We start from the raw sequence: 21406 nt of genomic DNA on the forward strand, positions 1-21406 counted from the left end.
GGCGCGGGACCGAGCCCGGCTCGGCTAGCGTCTGGACCATGCGACGTCTCTTCGGCCCCATCTTCGTGCTCGCCGGAATCCTGCACTTCGTCCGGCCGCGGATCTACGAGGCGATCATGCCCGACTGGCTGCCGGCGCATCGCGAGCTGGTCTACGCCAGCGGCGTGGCCGAGATCGTGGCGGGCGCCGCGACGCTGCACCCGCGCACGCGCAGGCTCGGCGGCGCGCTGAGCGTCGCGACGCTGGTGGCCGTCTTCCCGGCGAACGTGCACATGGCACTGCACCCCGAGCGCTACCGTCTGCCCGGCGGACGGCCGGCGCTGATCGCGCGCCTGCCGCTGCAGCTGTTGCTGATCGCGTGGGCCCGCGCCGCCGGGCGGGCCTGACTGCGCGGACGCGGACGCGGGCGCGGGCGCGGCGCTACGCGCCCAGGCCCTGCAGCTGGCTGACGAGCGTCGCGCCGGAGGTGCCGCCGTTGACGCGCACGCGGTTGAGCGTGAAGCGCGCGCCCTCGTCGGGGTCGGCGAGGCCGGGGTTGACAGTCGTCGCGGCGAGGTAGCCGGCCGCCTCGACGGCCGCCAGCGTCGCGTCGTCGTATCTGCCGGCTGGGTAGCAGAAGAAGTTGACCGGCACCCCGAAGGCTCTCTGCAGTCGTCTGCGCGAGTCGGCGACCTCCGCCTTGAGGCGGGCGGCGTCGACGGTCGTCAGGTCGGGGTGGGTGATCGTGTGCGAGTCGATCTCCCAGCCGTCGGCCATCAGCTCTCTGACCTTGCCGGGCGTCAGGCCCCACTCCGGCTGCTGCAGGTTGGCGATCTCGAGGTTCAGGACGGCGGGCCAGCCGAGTCTCTTCAGCACCGGCCGCGCGTTGAGGTAGTTGGAGAGGTAGCCGTCGTCGATCGAGACGACGACCGCTCTCTCGGGCAGCGGGCCGCCTCTGTGCCAGAAGTCCCACACCTCCTGCTGCGTGACGGCGGTGTAGCCGGCGTCCTTCAGCGCCTGCATCTGCTCCTCGAACTCCGACCGTCTGACGTACAGGTCGGGGTACGGCGCGTCCGCCGGCGGGTCGGTCGTGACGTGGTACATCAGGATCGGGACCGGGCGCGCAGGCCCGGGTCTGCCCATGTCACGACCGGCGGTCGGCGAGACGGCCGGTCTGGCGGCTCTTCTCGCCGCTCTTCTGCCGTGCTTCGCGGGCGTCGCGCTGGCCTGGACGGAGGAGCCGTCGTCGCCGCCCGCGATCTTCGCGACGAGCGCGACGACGACCGCGAGCGCGGCGAGGAGCAGCAGCAGCGCGACGATGCGCCGGCGCAGGATGTGCGGCGGAGTGCCCGACATGCGACCTGAGAGCATGGTCGCAGAGACGGACGGGAAGACATCCGCTGATGGATCCCGCGGCCCGTCTCGCGCGCTCGCTGCGCTCGGAGATCGGCGACCGGCGCGTGCTCGCGGCGATCGCCGCGGTCCCGCGCGAGCTGTTCGTGCCGCCCAGCCAACTGGCGCGCGCGTACGACAACGTCGCGCTCCCGATCGCGCGCGGGCAGACGATCTCGCAGCCGTTGATCGTCGCGCGGATGCTGGAGCTGCTGATGCTGCGTCCGAGCGACCGCGTGCTGGACGTCGGCACGGGCTCCGGCTGGCACGCCGCGCTGCTCGCGCAGCTGAGCGCCCACGTCTGGACGATCGAGCGCCACCCCGAGCTGAGCGTGACCGCACAGCGCAACCTCGCGGCCGCCGGCATCGGCGCGGACGCAGTCACGGTGATCGCCGGCGACGGCACACGCGGGTTGCCGGAGGAGGCGCCGTTCGACGCGATCAACGTCGCAGCAGCGGCGTGGCCGGACCTGCCCGTGGCGCTGGAGCAGCAACTGGGCGCCGGCGGGCGCCTCGTCGCGCCGGTCGGCGCCGCCGGCCAGCAGCTCGTGCTGCTGGAGCGCTCCGACGACGGCGCGACGCTGCGACGCACCGCCCTCGATCCGGTTCGCTTCGTGCCGCTGATCGAAGGCCGCTGACGTGGAGGTGTGCGTGAGGCGGCCGGATCGTGGATGCGGGGCGCGATCCGGCGAGCCGATCAGGCAAATTGTCCTTTGAGGCTCGCCGGATCGTGTCCAGCGCCGCGAGGCGGTCGCCTCAGGCACACCTCTCCAGGCGTCTCGTGATGACCTCGATCGCCTCCGCGTTCTCGTCCACGAGCACGTAGTGGCGGCCGAGGCGTCTGGCGACGGCGCCGAGCGTGCCGGAGCCGGCAAAGAAGTCGAGGCACCAGCCGCCCGGTCTGGAGGATGCGGCGACCATCCGGCGCACCACGCCCTCCGGCTTCTGCGTCGGATAGCCCGTCTTCTCGGCGCTGTTGGTCGGCACGATCGTGTGCCACCAGACGTCCGTCGGGCGCTTGCCGCGCGCGACCTTCTCCGGCGTCACGAGGCCCGGCGCCATGTACGGCTCGCGGTCGACCGCCTCGTCGTCGAAGTGGTGACCGCCCGGCGTGCGCACGTAGACGAGGATCGTGTCGTGCTTCGCCGGCCAGCGCGTTCTCGGCTTGCCGCCGTAGTCGTAGGCCCAGATGATCTCGTTGAGGAAGCAGTCGCGCCCGAACAGCTCGTCGAGCAGCAGCTTGCAGTAGTGCGCCTCGCGGTAGTCGATGTGGAAGTAGAGCGTGCCGTGGTCGGCCAGCAACCGGCGCGCATGCTCCAGGCGCGGCGCCAGGTAGCCGAGGTAGTCGCCGAAGTGGTCCTCGAACGCGAGCGCCTGCAGCAGCTCGCTGCGGTAACGGCGGCCGCCGAAGCCGATGCGGTCGCCGTCCGCGTTGGGAGCGACGGAGAGCGTGCGGCGCCGCTGCGCTCTGCCGGTGTTGAACGGCGGGTCGATGTAGATGACGTCGAAGGCGCCGTCCGGCAGGTGCGGCAGCACGGCGAGGTTGTCGCCGTGCACGACGAGGTCCTCATCATCCAGCTCGACCCGGCCAGGCAGCTGTTCGCTCGTCAGCACGCGCATCGCGCGCCGCACGGTACCCGGGAGACCGGCAGCGCGCGGCGCACCTGCGGGCGCCGGCGTCACAGCTCCTCCGCCGGCAGGTGGTCGACCCGGCGGCGCTCGTACAGCGCGATGACCTCCGAGAGCGGGAGCGAGAGGCCGCCGGCGACGGTCAGCATGGTCTTGAAGGTGGGGTTGATCTCGCCCCGTTCGATCGCGCCGACGTAGTTGCGGTGGAGCCCCGAGTAGAAGCCGAGCTGCTCCTGCGAGAGGTCGCGGCGGGCGCGCAGCTCACGCACCGCGCGCCCGAGAACGACATGCTCGAGCGAGATCGCCGAGCTGGAGGAAGTACGCTTGCCGCGCATGGGATGTAGGACTCCTGTGCCGGGCCGGGGGCTGTTTGTGGCAGCGCCCCGGCCGCTTTTTGGGGTTGGTGGTGGGGTGGTTGGGCGACAGTAGGTGGGGTGGCGGACGGTAAGTGGTGCGAACACCCGTTCGGTGCGTGAGTTTTTACAAAGTGGGTGTGAGCCGTTGCAAAGTGCGCGTGAGACGGCACTGTTCGACACCTCGCGCGCGGGTCTGTCACGGTGGTGAGAGTCGTGTCGTCGACCCGCCGTCCCCCGTCCTCGAGCTCCGCGGCGAGCCGCCTCCGGCTCGCGCTCGTCGCCGTCATCGCGCTGGGCGCGATCGCGTTCGTGCTGACGCAGCGCGGCGGCGACGGGGCCGGCGAGCGCGCTGACGGCGGCCGCGCCGCGCCGCCGCCGAGCACCGACAGCGCCCCCGCGAGCAGACGCGACCCGTTCGCGTTCGACCCGTCGCGCGCGCAGCTGTTCGAGCAGCGCGCGGCGTTCGGCAGCGCGCACCCGCTGTACGCGATGAGCCCCGGAGGCGCACCCGCGACCGCGGCGCGCGTCGTGCAGCTGCGCCCGCTGATCGAGGCGGCGACGCGCGGCAGCGACGTCGACCCGGCGACGCTGGAGGCGATCGTCGTGCTGGAGAGCGCCGGACGGCCGGACGCGATCGCCGGGACCGACCTCGCCGGCGCCGTCGGGCTGACGCAGATCCTCGCCGAGACCGGCACGAGCCTGCTCGGCATGCACGTCGACGTCGCCGCCAGCACGCGGCTGTCGCGCCGCCTCGGCCGGGCGCTCGCACGCGGCGACCGCCGCGACGCCGCGCGGCTGGAGGCGCGCCGGCGCCGCGTCGACGAGCGCTTCGATCCGCGCAAGGCGCTGACGGCCACCGTGAGATACCTGACGATCGCGCGCGAGCGGCTCGGCCGCGACGACCTCGCGGTCGTCTCCTACCACATGGGGATCGGCAACCTCGAGCAGGCGATCGCGGCGTTCGGGCACCGCGCCGGCACGCCCAACCCCAGCTACACGGAGCTGTTCTTCGCCAGCAGCCCGACCAGCCACGCGGCGGCGTGGAGAGTGCTGTCCGGGTTCGGCGACGAGTCGTCGCTGTACTACTGGAAGATCCAGGCCGCACGCGACCTGATGGCGCTGCAGCGCAGCGACCCGAGAGCGCTGCGACAGCTGTCGGCGCTGCAGACCGCGAAGGCGTCGAGCGAGAACGTGCTGCACCCGCCCGGCGCCGGCGAGGCGTTCGCCGACGGCGACGCGCTGCGAGCCGCCTACGCCGACGGGACGCTGGAGCGGCTGCCGCGCAACGCGGCCCAGCTGGGTCTGCGGATCGACCCGCAGATGGGCGAGCTGGCGCCGCGCCTGCACGAGCCGAAGGCGCTCTACCGCGGACTGCGCCCGGACGCGCTGCGGCTGCTCGTCGAGCTGGCCGCCGGCACGCGCCGGATCTCCGGCGTCGCCGCGCCGTTGACGATCACCAGCACGGTCCGCTCCGAGCGCTACCAGGAGCGCCTCGCGCGCAGCAACATCGAGGCGACGCACGCCTTCTCGATCCACACGACCGGCTGGACGTTCGACATCCTGCGCCGCTACGCGAACGGCGACCAGGCGCAGGCGCTGCAGTTCATGCTCGACCGCCTGCAGCTGCTCGGCGCGATCACGTGGGTGCGCGAGCCGGCCGCGATCCACGTCACCGTCGCGGGCGACGTGGATCGCTTCCTCGGCCGGTAGCGCGTCCTACAGCAGCCCGCGCACCTTCGCCGCGACCGCCTCCGGCGTGATGCCGTACTCGCGCAGCATCACCTCGCCGGCCGCCGAGGCGCCGAATCTGTCGACCGAGACGGAGGCGTCGACCCAGCGGTCCCAGCCCATCCGCGTGCCGGCCTCGACCGACACCTTCGGCTGGTTGGGCGGCAGCACGCTGTCCTGGTAGGCCTGGTCCTGCGCCTCGAACAGCTCCCAGCTCGGCATCGCGACGACGCGCGCGACGACGCCGTCCTCGGCCAGCAGCTCCGCGGCGGCGATCGCGACGCCGACCTCGGAGCCGGTGCCGACGATCGTCGCGACGGCGCCATCGGGGTCCGTCAGCGCGTAGGCGCCTCTGTCGAGGCTGCGCGCCGGCGGATAGACGCCGCGGTCGAGCGTCGGCACGTTCTGACGCGTGAGGATCAGCACGACCGGGCCGTGGATCTCCTCGATCGCGACGCGCCACGCCTCGGCCGTCTCGTTCGCGTCGCTGGGACGGATCACGGTCAGGTTGGGGATCGAGCGCAGCGACGCTATGTGCTCGACCGGCTGGTGCGTCGGGCCGTCCTCGCCGAGCGCGATCGAGTCGTGCGAGTAGACCCACAGCGTGCCGATGTTCATCAGCGCGGAGAGGCGGATCGGCGCGCGCATGTAGTCGGAGAACTGCAGGAACGTCGCGCCGAGCGGCTTGACGATGCCGCCGTGCAGCGCGAGGCCGTTGACGGCGGAGCCCATCGCGTGCTCGCGGATGCCCCAGTAGACGTTGCGCGTCGCCTGCTCGCGGCTGTAGGGGCCGTCCGCGTCGATGCCGGTCTTGACGCTCTCGTTGAGGTCCGCGGAGCCGCCGACCTGCGTCGGCAGGAACGGCGCGATCGCCTGGATCGTCGCGTGGCTGGCGGAGCGCGTCGCGACCGCCGGCTGCTCCTTCGCGTCGTAGACCGGCAGCGCCGCGTCGAGGCCGGGCAGCGGCGTGCCGGCCCACGCCAGGTCCCACTCGGCGGCGCGGTCGGCATCGGCGGCGCGCCAGGTCTGGAAGCGCTCCTCCCACTCGGCCTGCAGCTGTGCGCCGCGCTCGACGGCGCTGAACTGCTCGTAGACGCCGTCCGGGATGAAGAAGTTCTTGTCCGGATCCCAGCCGAGCACCTCCTTCGTCGCGCGCACCTCGTCCTCGCCGAGCGCGGCGCCGTGGGCCTTCGGCGTGCCGCCCTTGTTCGGCGCCGGGTAGCCGATCGTCGATCTGACGCGGATCAGCGACGGTCTGCCCGTCTCCGCCTGGGCCGCGGCGACGGCGGCGCGCAGCGCGGCGAGGTCGTTGACGTCGTCGACGTCCTGCGTGTGCCAGCCGTACGCGTCGAAGCGCTTGTTGACGTCCTCGGTGTCGAACGCGAGCGAGGTTCTGCCGTCGATCGAGATGTGGTTGTGGTCGTAGAAGAAGATCAGGTTGCCGAGCCCGAGATGGCCGGCGATCGAGGCGGCCTCGGCGCTGACGCCCTCCATCAGGTCGCCGTCGGAGCAGATCCCGTAGATGTGGTGGTTCTGCACCTCGCTGCCGTACCTCTCGCGCAGGAAGCGCTCCGCGAGCGCGAAGCCGAGCGCGTTGCCGAAGCCCTGGCCGAGCGGCCCCGTCGTCGTCTCGACGCCGACCGTGTGGTGGTACTCCGGGTGGCCCGGCGTGCGCGAGCCCCACGTGCGGAAGTGCTCGATGTCGTCGAGCGAGACGCTGTCGTAGCCCGACAGGTGCAGACAGGCGTACAGCAGCATCGAGCCGTGACCGGCGGACAGCACGAAGCGGTCGCGGTCAGGCCAATGCGGATCCTTCGGGTTGTGCCGCATCACCTCCGAGAAGAGCAGGTAGCCGACCGGCGCCATGCCCATCGGCATGCCGGGGTGGCCGTTGCCGGCATGCTGCACCGCGTCCATCGCGAGCGTGCGGATGGTGTCGACGGCGAGCTGCTCGGAGGTGGACTGGGGCGCGGTGGTGGCCATTGGCATCCAGAAGGTCGGCGCGGACGGAGGAAAGGCGTGCACCGATGGGCGGGGCACGCCAGCCGGAAGCGTATCCCGTCGCGGTACTGGATTCGGCCCGATCTGGACGCGACCGGCGCCCGTGCGCGCGGGGGCGGTTAGCCTGCGACGTTCGACGGAGGCGAAATCAGGGGCGCTGCGAGTCGTGAGCACTGGGACGGGCGAAGTCGTACGGACGCCGGAGGAGCGCTTCGAGGCGCTGCCGGACTTTCCATGGAGACCGCACCACCGCGAGGTCGGCGGGCTGCGGCTGGCGCATGTCGACGAGGGCGACGGGTCGCCGATCGTGCTGCTGCACGGCGAGCCGACCTGGTCGTTCCTGTGGCGCCACACGCTGCGCGAACTGCGCGCCGCCGGCCACCGCGTGATCGCGCCCGACCACGCCGGCTTCGGCCGCTCGGACAAGCCGACGGCGCTGGACTGGTACTCCTACGACCGTCACACGACGCTCACGGGCGAGCTGCTGGAGCGCCTGGACCTGTGCGACGCGACGCTCGTCGTGCACGACTGGGGCGGACCGATCGGCCTGCGGCTCGCGGCCGAGCAGCCGCACCGGATCGGCCGGATCGTCGTGACCGACACGGGCCTCTTCACCGGTCACCAGAAGATGACGGCCGCGTGGGAGGCGTTCCGCGGCTTCGTCGAGCAGACCGAGGACCTGCCGGTCGGAATGCTCGTGCGCGCCGCCTGCCACAGCGATCCCGGCGACGCCGTGATCGCCGCCTACGACGCGCCGTTCCCCGATGCCGCGTCGAAAGCGGGGGCGCGCGCGTTCCCGCTGCTGATCCCGCGCACGCCGGACGAGCCGGGCGCCGCCGCCGGGCAGCGGACGCTCGACGCGCTCGCCGCCGACACGCGCCCGCTGCTGGTCATGTGGGCCGACTCGGACCCCGTCATCCCGCTCGCGACCGGAGAGAAGTTCGCGGCCGCGCTCGGCGGCGAGGTCGGCCACGTGCTGCCGCAGGCGGGCCACTTCCTGCAGGAGGACCAGGGCGCGCTGCTCGGGCGGCTGATCGCGGACTGGCTCGCCGCATGAGCGCCGTCGCCGCCACCGACCTCGGCTTCGCGATCCGCTTCCACGACGCCGCCAACGCGCTGCCGGGAATCCGCGCGCTGAAGCCGGTGATGCTGGAGCAGCTCGCGCTGCGACGCGACATGCAGGTGCTGGAGATCGGCTGCGGCGCCGGTGACGACGTGCGCTCGTTCGCGAGGCGCGTCGGCCCGGGCGGGCGCGTCGTCGGGATCGACAGCTCGCCGGCGCTCGTCGCCGAGGCGGCGCGCCGCTCGGGCGGTCGCAATCTGCCGGTCGCGTTCCACGTCGGCGACCCGCTCGCGCTCGAACTGCCCGACGGCGGCTTCGACCGCGTCCGGATCGAACGGGTGCTGATGCACGTCGACGGGGCGCCGGCGCAGGTGCTCGCGGAGAGCATGCGCGTGCTCGCGCCCGGCGGGCGGCTCGTCGTCTTCGACTTCGACTGGGACGCGCTCGTGGTCGAGGGCGCCGACCGCGAGCTGACGCACCGGATCGTGCGCTCCTACGCCGACGCGATCCACAACGGCCAGGTCGGCCGGGCGCTGCCGCGGCTGCTGCGCGACGGCGGCTTCGCCGACGTCAGCGCGCTCCCGCATGGCGTCGAACTGCCGTACGACTTCTTCAGCTGGCTCGTCTCCAGCCACCTCGACGCCGCGCTGGCCGCCGGCCTCTTCACGCCCGAGGAGCTGATCGCGTGGTGGGACCAGCTCGACCGCGCGCACGCCGCCGGCGGCTACTTCGCGGCGCTGCTGGGGTTCGTCGTCGTCGGCACCAAGCCGCAGGCGCGGCCGCGCGGATCGGACGTCGCGGCGATGCCCTCGCAGGATCCGAGCGCCTGACCGCCGAGATCGCGGCGTTCGTGGGCTGCACGCGATCGTGCGAGAGCGCAGCGTGCGGCGTGGGAACGTGTTCTGGCTGTGATGCGCCGTCTGGTCGTTCTCGCCTCGCTCCTGCTGCTCTCCTCAGCCGCACCCGCATTCGCGAGCGGCGTGGGTGACTTCGAGCAACCGGTTGCGGTCGGTGGTTCCGCCGCGGCGGCAGTGGCAGGAGTTCGTACGACGCCGGTGCTGCGCGCGCCGCATGCGTTCGACCTGCTCGGTCTGCGCTGGCGCGGCGGCGGCGCGGATCCGCACGTCGCCGTGCGCGTGCAGCGCGCGAGCGGGCGCTGGAGCCGCTGGGGCGAGATCCCGCCCGCGGAGGACGCGTCCGCGGACCCGCGCGCGAACGCGGGCGTCAGCGGGCCGCTGTGGACGGGGCGCGCCGTGCGCTACCAGCTGCGCGCGCGGGCCTTCCCGCGCGGTCTGCGGGTCCACTTCGTGACGGTGCCGCGGACGCGACTCGCCCGCACCGCGCAGGCCGCTCCCGGCGAGCGGCCCGAGATCGTGCCGCGCTCGGCGTGGGATCCGACGAACGCCTGCCCGCCGCGCGCGGCGCCGCGCTACGGCCGCGTCGACTTCTCCGTCGTGCACCACACCGAGTCGCTGACGAGCTACAGCCGGGCGGGCGCGGCCGCGATGGTGCTGGCGATCTGCCGCTTCCACCGCAACGGCAACGGCTGGCTCGACATCGGCTACAACCTGCTCGTCGACCGCTTCGGGACCGTCTACGAGGGGCGCGCGGGCGGTGTCGAGCAGCCCGTCATCGGCGCCCAGGCGGGCGGCTGGAACAGCGTCTCGACCGGCGTCGCGGTGATCGGCAGCTTCTCCAGCAGACCGCCGCCGGCCGCCGCGCAGGAGGCGCTGACGCGCGTGCTCGCGTGGAAGCTGTCGCTCGCCGGCGTGCCGGCGACGGGGACGATCGCGCGGACGTCCTCCGGCGGCGACGAGAACCGCTGGCCCAGCGGCACGAACGTCCGCTTCGCGCGCGTCAGCGGGCACCGCGACGCCGACAGCACCGACTGCCCAGGCGGCGCGCTCTACGCGCTGCTGCCGCGGCTGCGGGCCGAGGTCGCCGCCCGACTGCCGGCGCCGGCCGATCTGCTGACGAACTCGCCGTTCGGCGGCCCGCTGCCGCAGGGCGGCCCGGCGTATCTGACCGGCCGCCTCGCGCTCGCCGACGGCCGCCGGCCGGCGGGCGTACGGCTGTCGCTGCAGCGACGCACGAACGAGACCACCGATTGGACCGAGATCGGCACGCTCAGGACCGCCGCCGACGGAGTCTGGTCGGCGACCGTGCCGGTCAGCGTCGACGGCAGCTTCCGCGTCGTCGGCGAACAGCTCGGGCTCGCCTCCCCGACCGCCCGGGTCCAGGTCGCGGCAGGTGTCAGCCTGCGCCTCTCGCCGCAGCTGCTGCGCCCTGGAAGAACGGTGAGGTTGAGCGGCGCGACGCGGCCCGCAAAGGCGCGCGTCACCGTCGTGGTCGAGCGCCAGCTGCCGAGCAGCCAGCGCTGGACGCGTGTGCGGCGGTTGACGCTCGACGCCGTCGCGGGCCGCTACGAGACCGTCCTGCCGCTCGCCGCAGCCGGCACCTACCGCTTCGTCACGAGCGTGCCCGCCGACGGCGACAACGCCGCGGGTACCGGGCCGGTCCGCACCGCGAAGGTGCTGCCGGCCCGGTCGCGCTGACGCGCCCGAGCGGCCGGGCCTAGTCGAACTGCGGGATCCGCACGACGCTCGGCGACGGGGACGCTCTGTCGAAGGTCAGCCGGAAGCTGTCGCCCGGCATCGCCGGATACGCACCGGCGCCGGCGCCGATCGTCGTCCATGTCGTGCCGCCGTCGCGCGACAGGTCGACGGCGGTGAACGCTGTCCCGCCCGTCATCGCGTAGCCCGCGGGGTAGACCTCGGCGTGCGTGACGATCGTCTGATCTCTGGCGAGCACGATCGGCACGGGACTCGTGTACGCGCCGCCGCCGGGCGGCACCAGGCCGCGCGCCACGACCTGGGCGCTCCCGGCGGTGCCGCCGAGCACCACGCTCGACGGGCCCATCGCCGCCAGGTCCCAGTCGTTCATCCAGACGCGGCCGTCGATCGGGCCGAGGATGCTCAGCGCGGTCGCCTGCGGGTCGCTCATCGCGATCACGCTCGTCGTCGCGATCGTGCCCGAGACCGGCGCGGCGCTCGCCTCGAACAGTCTCACGCGGCCCGGCCCCGAGTTCTCGAAGGCGACGTCGAACGTCACGCCCTGGATGTCGAGCCACAGCCGTTCGTCGGGGTGGCCGACGGTGTCCGGGTTGAACAGCTGGAGCCCGCGCCACTGCACGTTGCCCGTGCCGGCTCTGACGGCGTCGAGCACGATCTGCAGCCCGTCGATCTCGATCTGCACGTCGGCGTCGGCGATCGGCGCGAAGCGGCAGCCGGCGAGCGTGAGGTTCGTGGTGGCCCTCGACGTGAAGCGCTCGACGATGACGCAGTCGCGCAGCGTCACGCGCGGCGGCGCGCCGGAGATCGCGAACGCCGCGTCGCCGGAGATCGGCGGCAGACCGTCGCGGCTGGGCGAGACCGCGACGCAGCGGACGTACTCCAGCGGGCCGTGCGGTCTGCCGGTGATCGGCTCGCCCTCGGCGGGCGCGAGCCCGCCGACGCCGCAGCCGAACCCGCGCATGACCTTCGTCAGCGTCGGCGTGCGGATCGCCGTGCAGTCGACCCAGCGCAGCAGCTGGGCGTCGGCGTCGAGCGGCTCGTTGTAGTTGTTGTGCGTGTAGCCGATGTTGAAGGCGCCGTCGATCGTCGCGCGCGAGACGACCGCGTCGGTGACCGCGTTGACCTCGATCCCGACGTCGGCGCTGTTGCGGCCGATGAAGCCGTCGACCGTCAGCTTCTCGATCCGCACGCGGCCGCCGACCTGGAGGTTCGCCGAGCCCAGCGTGGCCGTCGGCGCTTCGAGGCGGTCGTGCGAGCAGCGCTCGATGCGGATCTCGCCCGCGGTGAGGTTCGGCGGGAAGAAGCGGTCGTCGCCGCCCGTGTTGCTCTCGAAGCCGCCGATGTAGAAGCCGTTCGCCCCGCCGAGCGCGTGGCAGTCGGCGGCGTAGAAGCTGTTCAACCGCACCGTGTCGTCCAGCTCCGCGACGGCGAGCGCGAGCCAGACGAACGGCCGGTGCAGTCTTCCCTCGACCCGGCCGGGCGGGAGGTTGATCGCCTCGCAGCGCTCGAGCCTGACGTCCCCGAAGCTGATGTTGCGCTGCTGCCCCGACGCGATCGTGCCCAGCAGCGCCGCGGCGGAGCCGACTCTCTGCGCGCCGTCGATCAAGATGTCGTGGACCCACAGGTCACCCACCGCCACCCCTCTGGTGGGATCGGCGTTCGCTGCCAGCAGCAGCGACTGCGCGGCGGCGGTGAACTGGATCTGAGACCCGGCGCCGTCGATCTCCAGCAGGCCGCTGTGGCCGAGCGGCAGCGTCACGGCGGTCGCCCCGACGCTCGACTGCCACAGCGTCAGCGTCGTGAAGTCGATCACCACGCGCGCCCGTTCACCGGGCGTCAGCCAAGCGGCGGCGGCGTCGACCGCCTCCTGGACCTTGTCGATGCTTCTCGTCGCTGCGGTAGCACTTACGAGGAAGGTTCTCATGGTGCGACGACCGTAATTTGGCGCGCAAACCTCCAGGTGTGGAAGTTGTTATGCGTCGATGGTCGGTAACAAGCGGCGCTCGGTCAGCGCCAGCCGCCGGTCTCGCCCTTGTAGAGGCCGTCGCCTCTGAGCACGAGCCGCCAGGTGCGCGAGAGGATCCTCAGGTCGAGCTTGAGCGACTGATGCTCGACGTACCAGAGGTCCAGCTCGATCCGCTCGCTCCACGGCAGCGAGGCGCGGCCGTTGATCTGCGCCCAGCCGGTCAGTCCCGGCTTGACCTTCAGGCGGCCGCGCTGGCGCTCGCTGTACTGGTCGACCTGCACCTGCACGGTCGGGCGCGGGCCGACGATCGACATCTCGCCGCGCACGACGTTCCACAGGTTCGGCAGCTCGTCGAGTGAGGTGCGGCGCAGGAACGCGCCCATCCGCGTGATGCGGTCGTCGCCCTCCTGCACGGCCAGCCCGGCGCCGGTGAACTCGGCCCCTCTGACCATCGTGCGCAGCTTGTAGATCTCGAACGGTCTGCCGTCCCTGCCGACGCGGCGCTGGGTGTAGATCGGATGGCCGGGCGACTCGAGCCGGATCAGCAACGCGGCAAGCGCCACCAGCGGCGCGCCGACGAGCGTGCCGATCAGGCCGAGCAGGAGGTCGAGCGCGCGTTTCATCGAGCCGCCCACCGCGAGTTCTGAGCCGCGCCACGCCGTGCGCGCGCCTGCCGGGGAACTCGCAGTTGAACGCGCGCCAGGCGAGTGTTCAACGTGTTCCCTCCGGCGGTTCCCAGCCGGCCTCGGTCGGCTCGCGCAGGACGTCGAAGAGGCCGGCGCCGAGCGCGGCGGTCGTCAGCACGTAGTAGCGCGCGACCAGCAGCGGACGGGCGGGGATCGCGCGTGCCAGCAACGCCGCGGCGACGATCACCAGCTGCGCCGCGAGCGCGAGCGCGTACGGCCGGCCGCGGCGGGCGAGCACGACGCTCGTCGACAGCAGCGCGGCGTGCAGGAACGGCGTCGCGTAGCGCAGCAGGCGGTGGGAGAAGATCATCAGGCCGTAGCGCGGGCCGTAGCCCTTGAAGTCGAGCATCCCGCCGTGCAGGACGATCGGCCAGCCGTGGGTCATCATCCGCCGCTTGCGGGCGAACTCGCCCTCGATCGACGGGACCATCTTCTCCGTCGCGCGAGCCTCGGCGGCGTACAGCGCGCGCCAGCCGTTCTTGACCATCTTGAACGGGAACGAGAGGTCGTGGCCCATGATCGGGTCGACCTCGATGTACGCCTCGCGGCGGGTCGCGTAGATCGCGCCGTTGCCGCCGGTGACGGAGGCGAGCCGCGACTCGAGCCCGCGCAGCGCCATCTCGTAGCGCCAATAGAGCCCCTCCTGGTTGGTGCCGCCCTCGTTCACGAACGCGACCTGCCCGCAGACGTAGCCGACCTCGGGCGCGCCGGCGAACGGCGCGACGAGCTTGCGCAGCGCGTCCGGCTCCCAGAAGGCGTTCGCGTCGGAGAAGGCGACGATTCGTCCGCTGGCCGCGCGCACGGCGGCGTCCTGCGCGCGGATCTTTCCCCCGCGCGGCAGCTCCAGCACCTGGTCGGCGCCGGCTTCGCGCGCCCGCTGCGGCGTCGCGTCGGGCGAGCCGTCGCAGGCGACGACGATCTCGAGCAGATCGGCCGGGTAGTCGAGCGCTCGCAGGTTGGCGACCTTGTCGGCGATCACCGACTCCTCCTGGTACGCCGCGACGATCACGGTGACGGAGGGCAAGGTTGCATCGGCCGAAGCCGCTCCCGTCCGCGCGAGCGGCTTCGGCAGCAATTTCGCCAGCAGCGCGAGCACGACGCCGTAGCCCGCCTGCGCGTAGACCACGAGGGCGGCACAGAGCCAGAAGAGGAGCTTCACGAGCGGCACGGCGGGGATTCTTGCGGACCGCGCCCGCCGCCGCCCCGTCGCACCGTCTCGGAGCGCCCGCTGACCGCGTCCCGTCACCTCCGCGGGAACGCTCGCAGGCGTATGCGTGTCGCCGAGGACGATCTCTTTCGCCGCGCAGCCGTCATCTGGACAACAAGGACCTGTACACGCTCAATGTTTGCTGGCCGATGGCGTCCCACGAGTACTGCCCGGCGGCGGCTGTGCGAGCGGCGGCGGCGAGGCGGGCGCGGGCCGCCGGATCGGCGAGCAGGCGCACGAGCGCGGTGTGGAGGGCGGCGGGATCCCCGGGCGGGACCAGCTCCGCGGCGCCGGTGGCGGCGACCTCCGGGAAGCCGCCGACGGCGCTCAGCAGCAGCGGCGTGCCGAAGCCGAGCGCGGTGAAGAGGACGCCCGACTGGTCGATCTCGCGGTACGGCAGCACGACCAGGTCGGCGCGCTGGAAGAAGGCCGCGATCTCGTCGTCGGCGACGAAGCGGGAGACGAAGCGGACGTTCGGCGGCGCGACGGCGCGCAACGGCGCGAGGTCCAGCTTCGGCAGGCCGACGACCCACAGCTCCGCGTCCTCGATCCCGCGCCACGCCTCCAGCAGCACGTCGAGACCCTTGTACGGCCGCAGCAGCCCGAACATCAGCACGACCGGCCGCTCGCGCGGGACGGCGGCGAGCTCGGGCGGGAGCGGGCGGGCGGGAGCGGCCACGGACTCGCGGGTTGTGGACGCCACGGCCGGCTCGGCCCCGGACGCGGCGCCGGCCGCGGGCGCAGCGGCTGGAGGCGGACCCGGGACGAAGTGCGTGAACGCCCCGTGCGGGATCACGTGGACCTTGGCGGGGTCGACACGCAGCTCGTCGCGCAGGCGGGCGGCGCCGTGCTCGGAGTGGACGACGACGGCGTCGACGCGCTCGTAGAGGCGCCGCTGCGCGTCGAGCTGCCCGGGCCGCGGCTCGCGCGGGAGGACGTCGTGCGCGGTCAGCACCAGCGGACGGCCGCCGCCGTGCCGGCCCGCGCCGCGCCGCAGCAGCGGCAGCAGGTGGACGTCGACGGGCTGGACGCTGAGCCACTGGAAGTGGACGACGTCGGCGGCGCGCGCGTGGCGGGCGTAGCGCAGCATGTCCGGCACGTGCTGCGCCAGTTTCGCCAGCATCCGCGACCGCGAGCCGGCGGCGCCGGGCGCGATCCGATAGAACGCCTCGTTGACGACGTAGCCGTCGCCGCGCGGGACGGTCCCGTAGGCGAAGCGGCTGGTCACCAGCTCGACGTCGGCGCCCGCGCGAGCGAGCGCAGCGGCGAGCGCATGGTCGTACGGCGGCGTGAAAGCCGACGGGTCGACGAGCTGCACGCGCACTGACGAGGACATACCGCCATCATCCACCACCACGCATGAGCATCGAAGTCTCCTACTGCATCGTCAACACCGAGCAGCGCGCGCTGCTTGAGCGCTGCCTCGACGCGATCCAGCGCGAGCAGCGCGACCTTCCATTCGCGACCGAGGTGCTGGTGCTCGACAACACGAGCCGCGACGGCTCCGTCGGGATGGCGCGCGCGCATCCGGTCACGACCGAGCTGATCAGACGCGAGCAGCGGCGCGGCAAGGCCGAGAACGACTCGACGCTGATGCAGCGCGCACGCGGCCGCTACTGCCTGCTGCTGAACGAGGACTCGGAGCTGATGCCGGGCGCCACGAGAGCGCTGCACGACGCGCTCGACACGACCGAGAGAGCGGCGACCGCCGGCGCGAAGCTGCTGCGCCCCGACGGCGGCCAGTATCCCTCCGCGTGGCGCTTCCCAACCCCCCGCACGGCCTTCTACGGCGCACTCGGCCTGCATAGGCGGCTGACCGTGCAGAGCCACGGCGACGTCGTCCGCGAGGTCGACTGGGCGCAGTCGGCGGCGCTGCTGGTGCGGCGCGAGGCGGCCGCGCGGATCGGCTGGATGGACCCGGCCTTCTTCGTCTACTCCGACGAGGTCGACTTCTGCAAGCGCCTGCACGACGCCGGCTGGAAGAACCTCTACGTGCCGCAGGCGGAGGCGATCCACCACGAGCAGCTGTCGACCGGCAGCGTCCCGAAGCGGCGGATCGTCGAGCTGTCGCGCAACCGCGACCGCTACATGCGCAAGCACCACTCGCGTCTCTCGGCGATGCTCGTGCGCTGGCTGACGGCCTGGACGTACGCGCTGCGCGCGCTCGCCGCCTACCTGCTGCCGCGCCACGACCCGGCGCGCTACTGGCAGCACGTGCGCGCGACGCTGCACCCCGAGCGCGGCGAGGGTCTGCGCGAGGCGGCCGCCGACTACAACCGCGGCGGCACACGGCTCTAGCCGACGGAGGAGCGCCAGTCTGCTGCTGAGCGGTAGTGGACCTTCGGTCCTCGCGCGCGCAGGCGGCGACCACGACGCGCCGCTACGCCGAACGGCTGCCGCGCCGTCGCGCGGCAGCGACCGCGTCGCGCACCAGCGCGCGTTCCTCCGGGCGGAAGAAGCGCAGCGCGACGAGCGGCAGCGGCAGCACGACGAAGACCGCCGCGCGCGCGACGAAGCCGGCCGCGCCGGACGTCGGCAGCAGCAGCTCGCCGAGGGCGGCGCCACCGCCCAGCACGAGCGCGAGCTGGGCGATCCGCATCCATTCGAACGCGACATGGAACAGCCTGCGCGTCAGCAGGCGCATCACGACGAGCATCGCGACGTAGGCGCCGCTGAGCGCGAGGCCGGCGCCGGCGATCCCCAGCGACGGCGTCAGCACCAGCAGCAGCACCACGTTGACGGCGAGCCCGACGGCCGCGGCGGGGAAGTTGCGCGTCGTCACCTCGGCGCGGCCGGCGATCACGACGAAGATCACGAACAGGCCGTAGAGCGCCCAGCCGAGCGCCAGCCACGGGATCGCCGTGTGCGCCTCGTAGAACGACGGCGCCGCCAAGAGTCTCGTCATCCAGCGGCCGAGCAGCAGCAGGCCCGCGACCGCCCAGCCGGTCAGCAGCAGGTAGTAGGTCGCGATGAAGGCGTAGAAGCTCGCGGCCTCTCTGTCGTCCTTGATCGAGTACGCCAGCGGCGGCCACGAGTACTGGAACGCGCGCACGACGAACGCGACCGTGCCGGCGAGCTTGACCGCGAGCGAGTAGACGCCGGCGGTCGCCGCGCCGTACCTGTGGAACAGGTAGTAGCGATCGACGAGGTTGAGCGCGTAGACGGATGCGTCCGCCGGCACCGTCGGGAAGCCGAATCTGAGCAGGTCGCGCAGCGAGTGCAGGTTCGGGTGGTCGGCACCGCCGCGGCGCGGGCGCAGACGGTGGCGCATCGTCCACCACAGCCCCAGCAGCACGACGGTCGAGGCGCCGTAGTTGCCCAGCAGGAGGCCGAACGCGCCCTCGTCGCGCGCGACGACGAGGTAGACCGTCAGCGCGATCGTCAGCAGCACGTTCGACAGCGTCGTCAGCGCGTACGCCCGTGCACGCTCGTCGACGCGCAGCAGCGCGTACGCCAGCTCGAGGTTCGTGAACGTCCACAGCCCGAGCACGGCGATCCGCATCACGCTCGCGTCGTGGTAGCCGAGCACGAGGTCCGACAGCGGCGCGGCGAAGATCGCCAGCGGGATCGCGACGATCGTCGTCGCGGCGAGCAGGAAGCCGACCGCGCGGCGAGCCAGCGCGTCGCGCCGCGCGCGGTCCTCGTCGACGTAGTGGTAGCGCACGAGCGCCTCGCCGATCCCGAGCCGCACGAGGATGCTGAACAGCACGATCGCCGTCATCATCAGCTCGGCGACGCCGTAGTCGGCCTCGCTGACGTGGCGCGTGTAGATCGGCAGCAGCGCGACCGCGAAGACCTTCGAGACGATGTCGCCGACCTGGTAGGCGACGGTCGTCGTGAGGAGGCGCTTGATCAAGCTCTGCACGGCGCAGGACGGTACTCGGTAGCGTCCACGGACCGTCATGCCCGAGCCTGCCGACGACCCGCTCGCACTGCTGCTGCTGCCGGTCCCGCTGGAGCAGTTCGAGCACGCCGAGCACGCGCGCGACCTGCTGCGCGCGCCGCGCGTGGTCGCGCTGGAGCCGCCGCGGATGTCGTGGCAGCGGATCGCGCGGCTGCCCGGCACGCTCGCGCTCGGCGTCGGCGTGCGGCAGGCGAAGCGGCTGCGGCTGCCGGGCCCCGTGCGTGTCGTCGTGCTCTACGACGCGCTCCAACTGCCGCTCGCGCAGGGGTTGCAGCTGCGCCACGCGGGCGCCGAGCTGTGGCGCGCCGAGGCCGTCGCGGAGGCGACGGCGCAGGCGACGTTCGCGTTCGACCCCGCCGACGCGGCCGCGCTCGGCGACGATCCTGGCGCCGACGCGTTCGATCGCAACGGCCCGCTGTGGGACCGGCTGGAGCGGCTCGGCGTCGCCGCGTTCAAGGACTGAGCCACCTCGACCACAGATAGCTGTGCAGTCGTCCAACCCGGCCTGGATCGTCGCGCGAGGTGCGCCACAATGAGCTGATGGACTCGCTGAAGGGCAAGCTGCTGCTCGCTTCGCCGGCGCTGGAGGATCCCAACTTCGCGCGCACCGTCGTGCTGATCGCGGAGCACAACGAGGACGGGGCGATGGGCCTCGTGCTGAACCGCCCCGCGACGACCACGGTGGCCGAGAGCGCGCCGGAGCTGGAGGAGCTGGTCGACGCGCAGGAGCCGATCTACATCGGCGGCCCGGTGCAGCCGTCGGCCGTGATCGTGCTCGCGACCTTCGAGCAGCCCGACGCCGCCGGCCTGCTCGTCAACGACGAGGTCGGCTTCCTCTCCGCCGAAGCCGACTTCGAGACCTCGCGCGCCGCGACGCGCGAGCTGCGCGTCTTCGCCGGCCACGCCGGCTGGGGACCCGGCCAGCTCGACGAGGAGCTCGACAGGGAGGACTGGATCGTCGAGCCGCCGCTGCCGCAGGAGCTGTTCAGCGAGGACGCCGAGGAGCTGTGGGCCGACGTGCTGACGCGCAAGGGCGGGGCGTTCGCGCTCGTCGCGCGGATGCCGCTCGACCCGTCGGTGAACTAGCGCCCCTGCTCCGCGCGCGGACACCCGCGGCGCCGGCGTGCCCGGTGCGGCTCAGGCCGCCAGCGTCGCCCAGATCGACCTGATCAGCTCGGCCGCGCCGCTGTCGCCGTCGACGGCGAGCTGGGCCAGTTGCGGCAGACCGGTGTGGACGGCGAAGCCGTCGCCGAGTCTCCAGGAGGCGATCACGGGGGTGTCGGCGTCGGGACCGGCGGCGGCCGTCAGCTCGGCGTCCGGCACGACCGAGGCGAGCGCCTCGTAGCGGTCGAAGCCGGAGAAGTAGCCGCCGGTCTCGGCGAAGATCGGGCCGTTCAGGTAGGTGCTGAGCGGATCGGGCGACTCGACCAGCGGCTGGCGCGGGCGGGCGCCGAGCGCGTCCGTCGCCGCCGCCGGGCCGGGCGGCGAGAGGACGCCGTCGCGCAGTCTCGTGCCGGTCCGCAGCGCGTCGGTGCCGAGCGACCAGACGCGGCCGCCCTCCTCCACGCGTCTGCGCAGCGCGCGCCGCAACTGCGGCGTGATCCAGCGCGAATCGCCGGCGAAGACGGTGCCGCGGTAGCCGTCGAGGCGCGGGCCGACGCCCGCCGCGAGCGCGGCGTCGGTCGTCAGCTCGTAGCGCATCAGGTTGTCGTCGAGGAAGCGCAGCAGCGCGCCCTCCTGGTTCGCGACGCTCGCCGGCATCCCGTCGGCGAGCGGGCGCCCGAGCCGCACGCTGCCGTCGCGGCCCTCGCCGGTCAGCAGGTTCGGCATCCCGTCGCCGTCGTCGTCGACCGGGTTGAGCCCCTCCCACGTGATCGCGGGCAGGACCACCAGCACGCGGCGGTCGACCGGCGCGGAGACGACGAGCGGGACCTGCGTGCGATGTCCCTTCGACGCGATCGTCAGCACGTGCAGGCCGGCCTGGCCGCGCGGCGCTCTGAGCCGCAGTCTCGAGTCGCTGCCTCTGCCGCGCGCGAGCACCTGCGGATCGCCGAGGCGACGCAGCGCCCACGTGTATCTGCGGCCGCGCGAGTCGACGCGGACGGTCGTGATTCTGCCCGCGACGACCGGTCTCAGCGGCGGCGCGGCGGCGAGGTAGCGGACGGTCACGCCGGCGCGGCCTCTGACGCCGCCGGATCTCGGCGGCAGCTGCGCCGGGAACGTGCCGACGTTGCCGGCGCGGTCGGCGACTCTGATGCCCATCAGGTAGGTGCCGGCGGGCGCCGGCCTGCCGCCGATCGTGCCGTCCCATGTCACCGACGGCTGGCGCGCGGCGATCGGGATCGTCTCCGTCGCTCTCGCAGGCGTCACGTCGGTGCGCCATATGACGAGATCGGCCTTGCGGCCCTCGGTCCCTCTCACGGAGACCGTGATGCCGTCGACGCCTCTCTGCGGCAGGAACGCGGGGCCGACCGCCTCCTTCGGCTCGACCGAGACGACGCGCGGCTTCGGCGGCTTGGTGTCGAGGCCGATCTCGACGTCCGGCAGGTCGGCGGTGCGACCCTGGCGCAGCAGCGCGACGCGCACTCTGTAGTAGCCGTCTGGCGCGAGTCTGCCGTCTCTCGTGCGGCCGTCCCACCACCACGTCTTGCGGACCTTGCGCGGAACGCTGACGCCGTCGGCGACGGTGTCGACGATTCTGCCCTCGTCGTTGACGATCGAGATCGAGACGTCGTCGGCGTTGACGATCCAGAAGGAGATCTTCGCGCGGTGACCCTTCGTGTCGGAGACCGGCGAGAAGACGGAGTAGACGTCCGGCCGCACGATCAGCGGCGGCCCCGACTTCAGCTTCTGCGTGACGACGAACGCGCCGAGCGTCGCGACGACGAGCAGCGCGAAGACGATCCGGGCTGCGCGCGTCAC

At 72.8% G+C, this 21406-nt stretch carries 19 protein-coding genes; 9 read left to right on the forward strand and 10 right to left on the reverse strand.

What is annotated here, in order from left to right; all coding sequences use genetic code 11:
• Positions 1-38 precede the first annotated feature (38 nt).
• Positions 39-386 (forward strand): hypothetical protein, encoded by a 348-nt coding sequence (locus tag Q7L65_RS13030; RefSeq protein WP_304721767.1) that lies wholly within the window; start codon positions 39-41, stop codon positions 384-386.
• A gap of 34 nt (positions 387-420) precedes the next feature.
• Here Q7L65_RS13030 and Q7L65_RS13035 read toward each other — a convergent pair whose 3' ends face one another.
• Complete coding sequence (locus Q7L65_RS13035) at positions 421-1335, reverse strand: polysaccharide deacetylase family protein (protein ID WP_304721769.1); 915 nt, start codon at positions 1333-1335, stop codon at positions 421-423.
• A gap of 47 nt (positions 1336-1382) precedes the next feature.
• Between Q7L65_RS13035 and Q7L65_RS13040 the strand changes: the two genes are divergently transcribed.
• Positions 1383-2009, forward strand: coding sequence for a protein-L-isoaspartate(D-aspartate) O-methyltransferase (locus Q7L65_RS13040; protein WP_304721771.1), 627 nt, complete (start codon positions 1383-1385; stop codon positions 2007-2009).
• 118 nt (positions 2010-2127) lie between these two features.
• On the opposite strand, the gene Q7L65_RS13045 is transcribed toward Q7L65_RS13040, so the two are convergent.
• On the reverse strand, positions 2128-2991 hold the full coding sequence (locus tag Q7L65_RS13045) for a site-specific DNA-methyltransferase (protein ID WP_304721773.1): 864 nt from the start codon (positions 2989-2991) through the stop codon (positions 2128-2130).
• Between the two features lie 59 nt (positions 2992-3050).
• Positions 3051-3335, reverse strand: a complete 285-nt coding sequence (locus Q7L65_RS13050) for a helix-turn-helix domain-containing protein (protein ID WP_304721776.1) — start codon at positions 3333-3335, stop codon at positions 3051-3053.
• Between the two features lie 234 nt (positions 3336-3569).
• Between Q7L65_RS13050 and Q7L65_RS13055 the strand changes: the two genes are divergently transcribed.
• Positions 3570-5066 carry a DUF5715 family protein gene (locus Q7L65_RS13055; RefSeq protein ID WP_304721778.1) on the forward strand — a complete coding sequence of 499 codons (1497 nt, stop codon included), beginning with the start codon at positions 3570-3572 and terminating at the stop codon, positions 5064-5066.
• Positions 5067-5072: 6 nt separating this feature from the next.
• Here the strand turns inward: Q7L65_RS13055 and tkt are convergent, their stop codons facing one another.
• Positions 5073-7067: a transketolase gene (tkt, locus tag Q7L65_RS13060; protein ID WP_304721780.1), complete on the reverse strand. Its 1995-nt coding sequence runs from the start codon at positions 7065-7067 to the stop codon at positions 5073-5075.
• A 184-nt stretch (positions 7068-7251) separates the two neighbouring features.
• On the opposite strand from tkt, the gene Q7L65_RS13065 reads away from it, so the two are divergent.
• The 3 genes from Q7L65_RS13065 (at position 7252) to Q7L65_RS13075 (ending at position 10703) form a co-directional block, all read left to right on the forward strand.
• Positions 7252-8142: a haloalkane dehalogenase gene (locus Q7L65_RS13065; RefSeq protein ID WP_304721782.1), complete on the forward strand. Its 891-nt coding sequence runs from the start codon at positions 7252-7254 to the stop codon at positions 8140-8142.
• Complete coding sequence (locus tag Q7L65_RS13070; protein ID WP_304721783.1) at positions 8139-8978, forward strand: methyltransferase domain-containing protein; 840 nt, start codon at positions 8139-8141, stop codon at positions 8976-8978. The genes Q7L65_RS13065 and Q7L65_RS13070 overlap by 4 nt, the downstream gene beginning before the upstream one ends.
• Positions 8979-9059: 81 nt before the next feature.
• Positions 9060-10703: an N-acetylmuramoyl-L-alanine amidase gene (locus Q7L65_RS13075; RefSeq protein WP_304721784.1), complete on the forward strand. Its 1644-nt coding sequence runs from the start codon at positions 9060-9062 to the stop codon at positions 10701-10703.
• 19 nt (positions 10704-10722) lie between these two features.
• Here the strand turns inward: Q7L65_RS13075 and Q7L65_RS13080 are convergent, their stop codons facing one another.
• From Q7L65_RS13080 to Q7L65_RS13095, 4 genes are all read right to left on the reverse strand, one after another.
• Positions 10723-12645 (reverse strand): hypothetical protein, encoded by a 1923-nt coding sequence (locus tag Q7L65_RS13080; RefSeq protein WP_304721786.1) that lies wholly within the window; start codon positions 12643-12645, stop codon positions 10723-10725.
• Positions 12646-12728: 83 nt separating this feature from the next.
• Positions 12729-13310 (reverse strand): sugar transferase, encoded by a 582-nt coding sequence (locus Q7L65_RS13085; RefSeq protein WP_304721787.1) that lies wholly within the window; start codon positions 13308-13310, stop codon positions 12729-12731.
• 88 nt (positions 13311-13398) lie between these two features.
• Complete coding sequence (locus Q7L65_RS13090) at positions 13399-14541, reverse strand: glycosyltransferase (protein ID WP_304721788.1); 1143 nt, start codon at positions 14539-14541, stop codon at positions 13399-13401.
• A gap of 142 nt (positions 14542-14683) precedes the next feature.
• On the reverse strand, positions 14684-15916 hold the full coding sequence (locus Q7L65_RS13095; protein WP_304721789.1) for a glycosyltransferase family 4 protein: 1233 nt from the start codon (positions 15914-15916) through the stop codon (positions 14684-14686).
• A gap of 23 nt (positions 15917-15939) precedes the next feature.
• Here Q7L65_RS13095 and Q7L65_RS13100 point away from each other — a divergent pair, with 23 nt between their 5' ends.
• Positions 15940-16878: a glycosyltransferase gene (locus Q7L65_RS13100; RefSeq protein WP_304721790.1), complete on the forward strand. Its 939-nt coding sequence runs from the start codon at positions 15940-15942 to the stop codon at positions 16876-16878.
• Between the two features lie 82 nt (positions 16879-16960).
• On the opposite strand, the gene Q7L65_RS13105 is transcribed toward Q7L65_RS13100, so the two are convergent.
• The gene (locus Q7L65_RS13105; RefSeq protein WP_304721791.1) at positions 16961-18445 is read right to left on the reverse strand and encodes a lipopolysaccharide biosynthesis protein; all 1485 of its coding nucleotides are present in this window, start codon (positions 18443-18445) and stop codon (positions 16961-16963) included.
• 37 nt (positions 18446-18482) lie between these two features.
• Between Q7L65_RS13105 and Q7L65_RS13110 the strand changes: the two genes are divergently transcribed.
• On the forward strand, positions 18483-18947 hold the full coding sequence (locus tag Q7L65_RS13110; protein WP_304721792.1) for a hypothetical protein: 465 nt from the start codon (positions 18483-18485) through the stop codon (positions 18945-18947).
• Between the two features lie 77 nt (positions 18948-19024).
• On the forward strand, positions 19025-19570 hold the full coding sequence (locus Q7L65_RS13115; protein ID WP_304721793.1) for a YqgE/AlgH family protein: 546 nt from the start codon (positions 19025-19027) through the stop codon (positions 19568-19570).
• 51 nt (positions 19571-19621) lie between these two features.
• On the opposite strand, the gene Q7L65_RS13120 is transcribed toward Q7L65_RS13115, so the two are convergent.
• Positions 19622-21406: a N,N-dimethylformamidase beta subunit family domain-containing protein gene (locus tag Q7L65_RS13120; RefSeq protein WP_304721794.1), complete on the reverse strand. Its 1785-nt coding sequence runs from the start codon at positions 21404-21406 to the stop codon at positions 19622-19624.

The sequence above is a fragment of the Conexibacter sp. CPCC 206217 genome, from assembly GCF_030646165.1.
Classification (GTDB): Bacteria; Actinomycetota; Thermoleophilia; order Solirubrobacterales; family Solirubrobacteraceae; genus Conexibacter.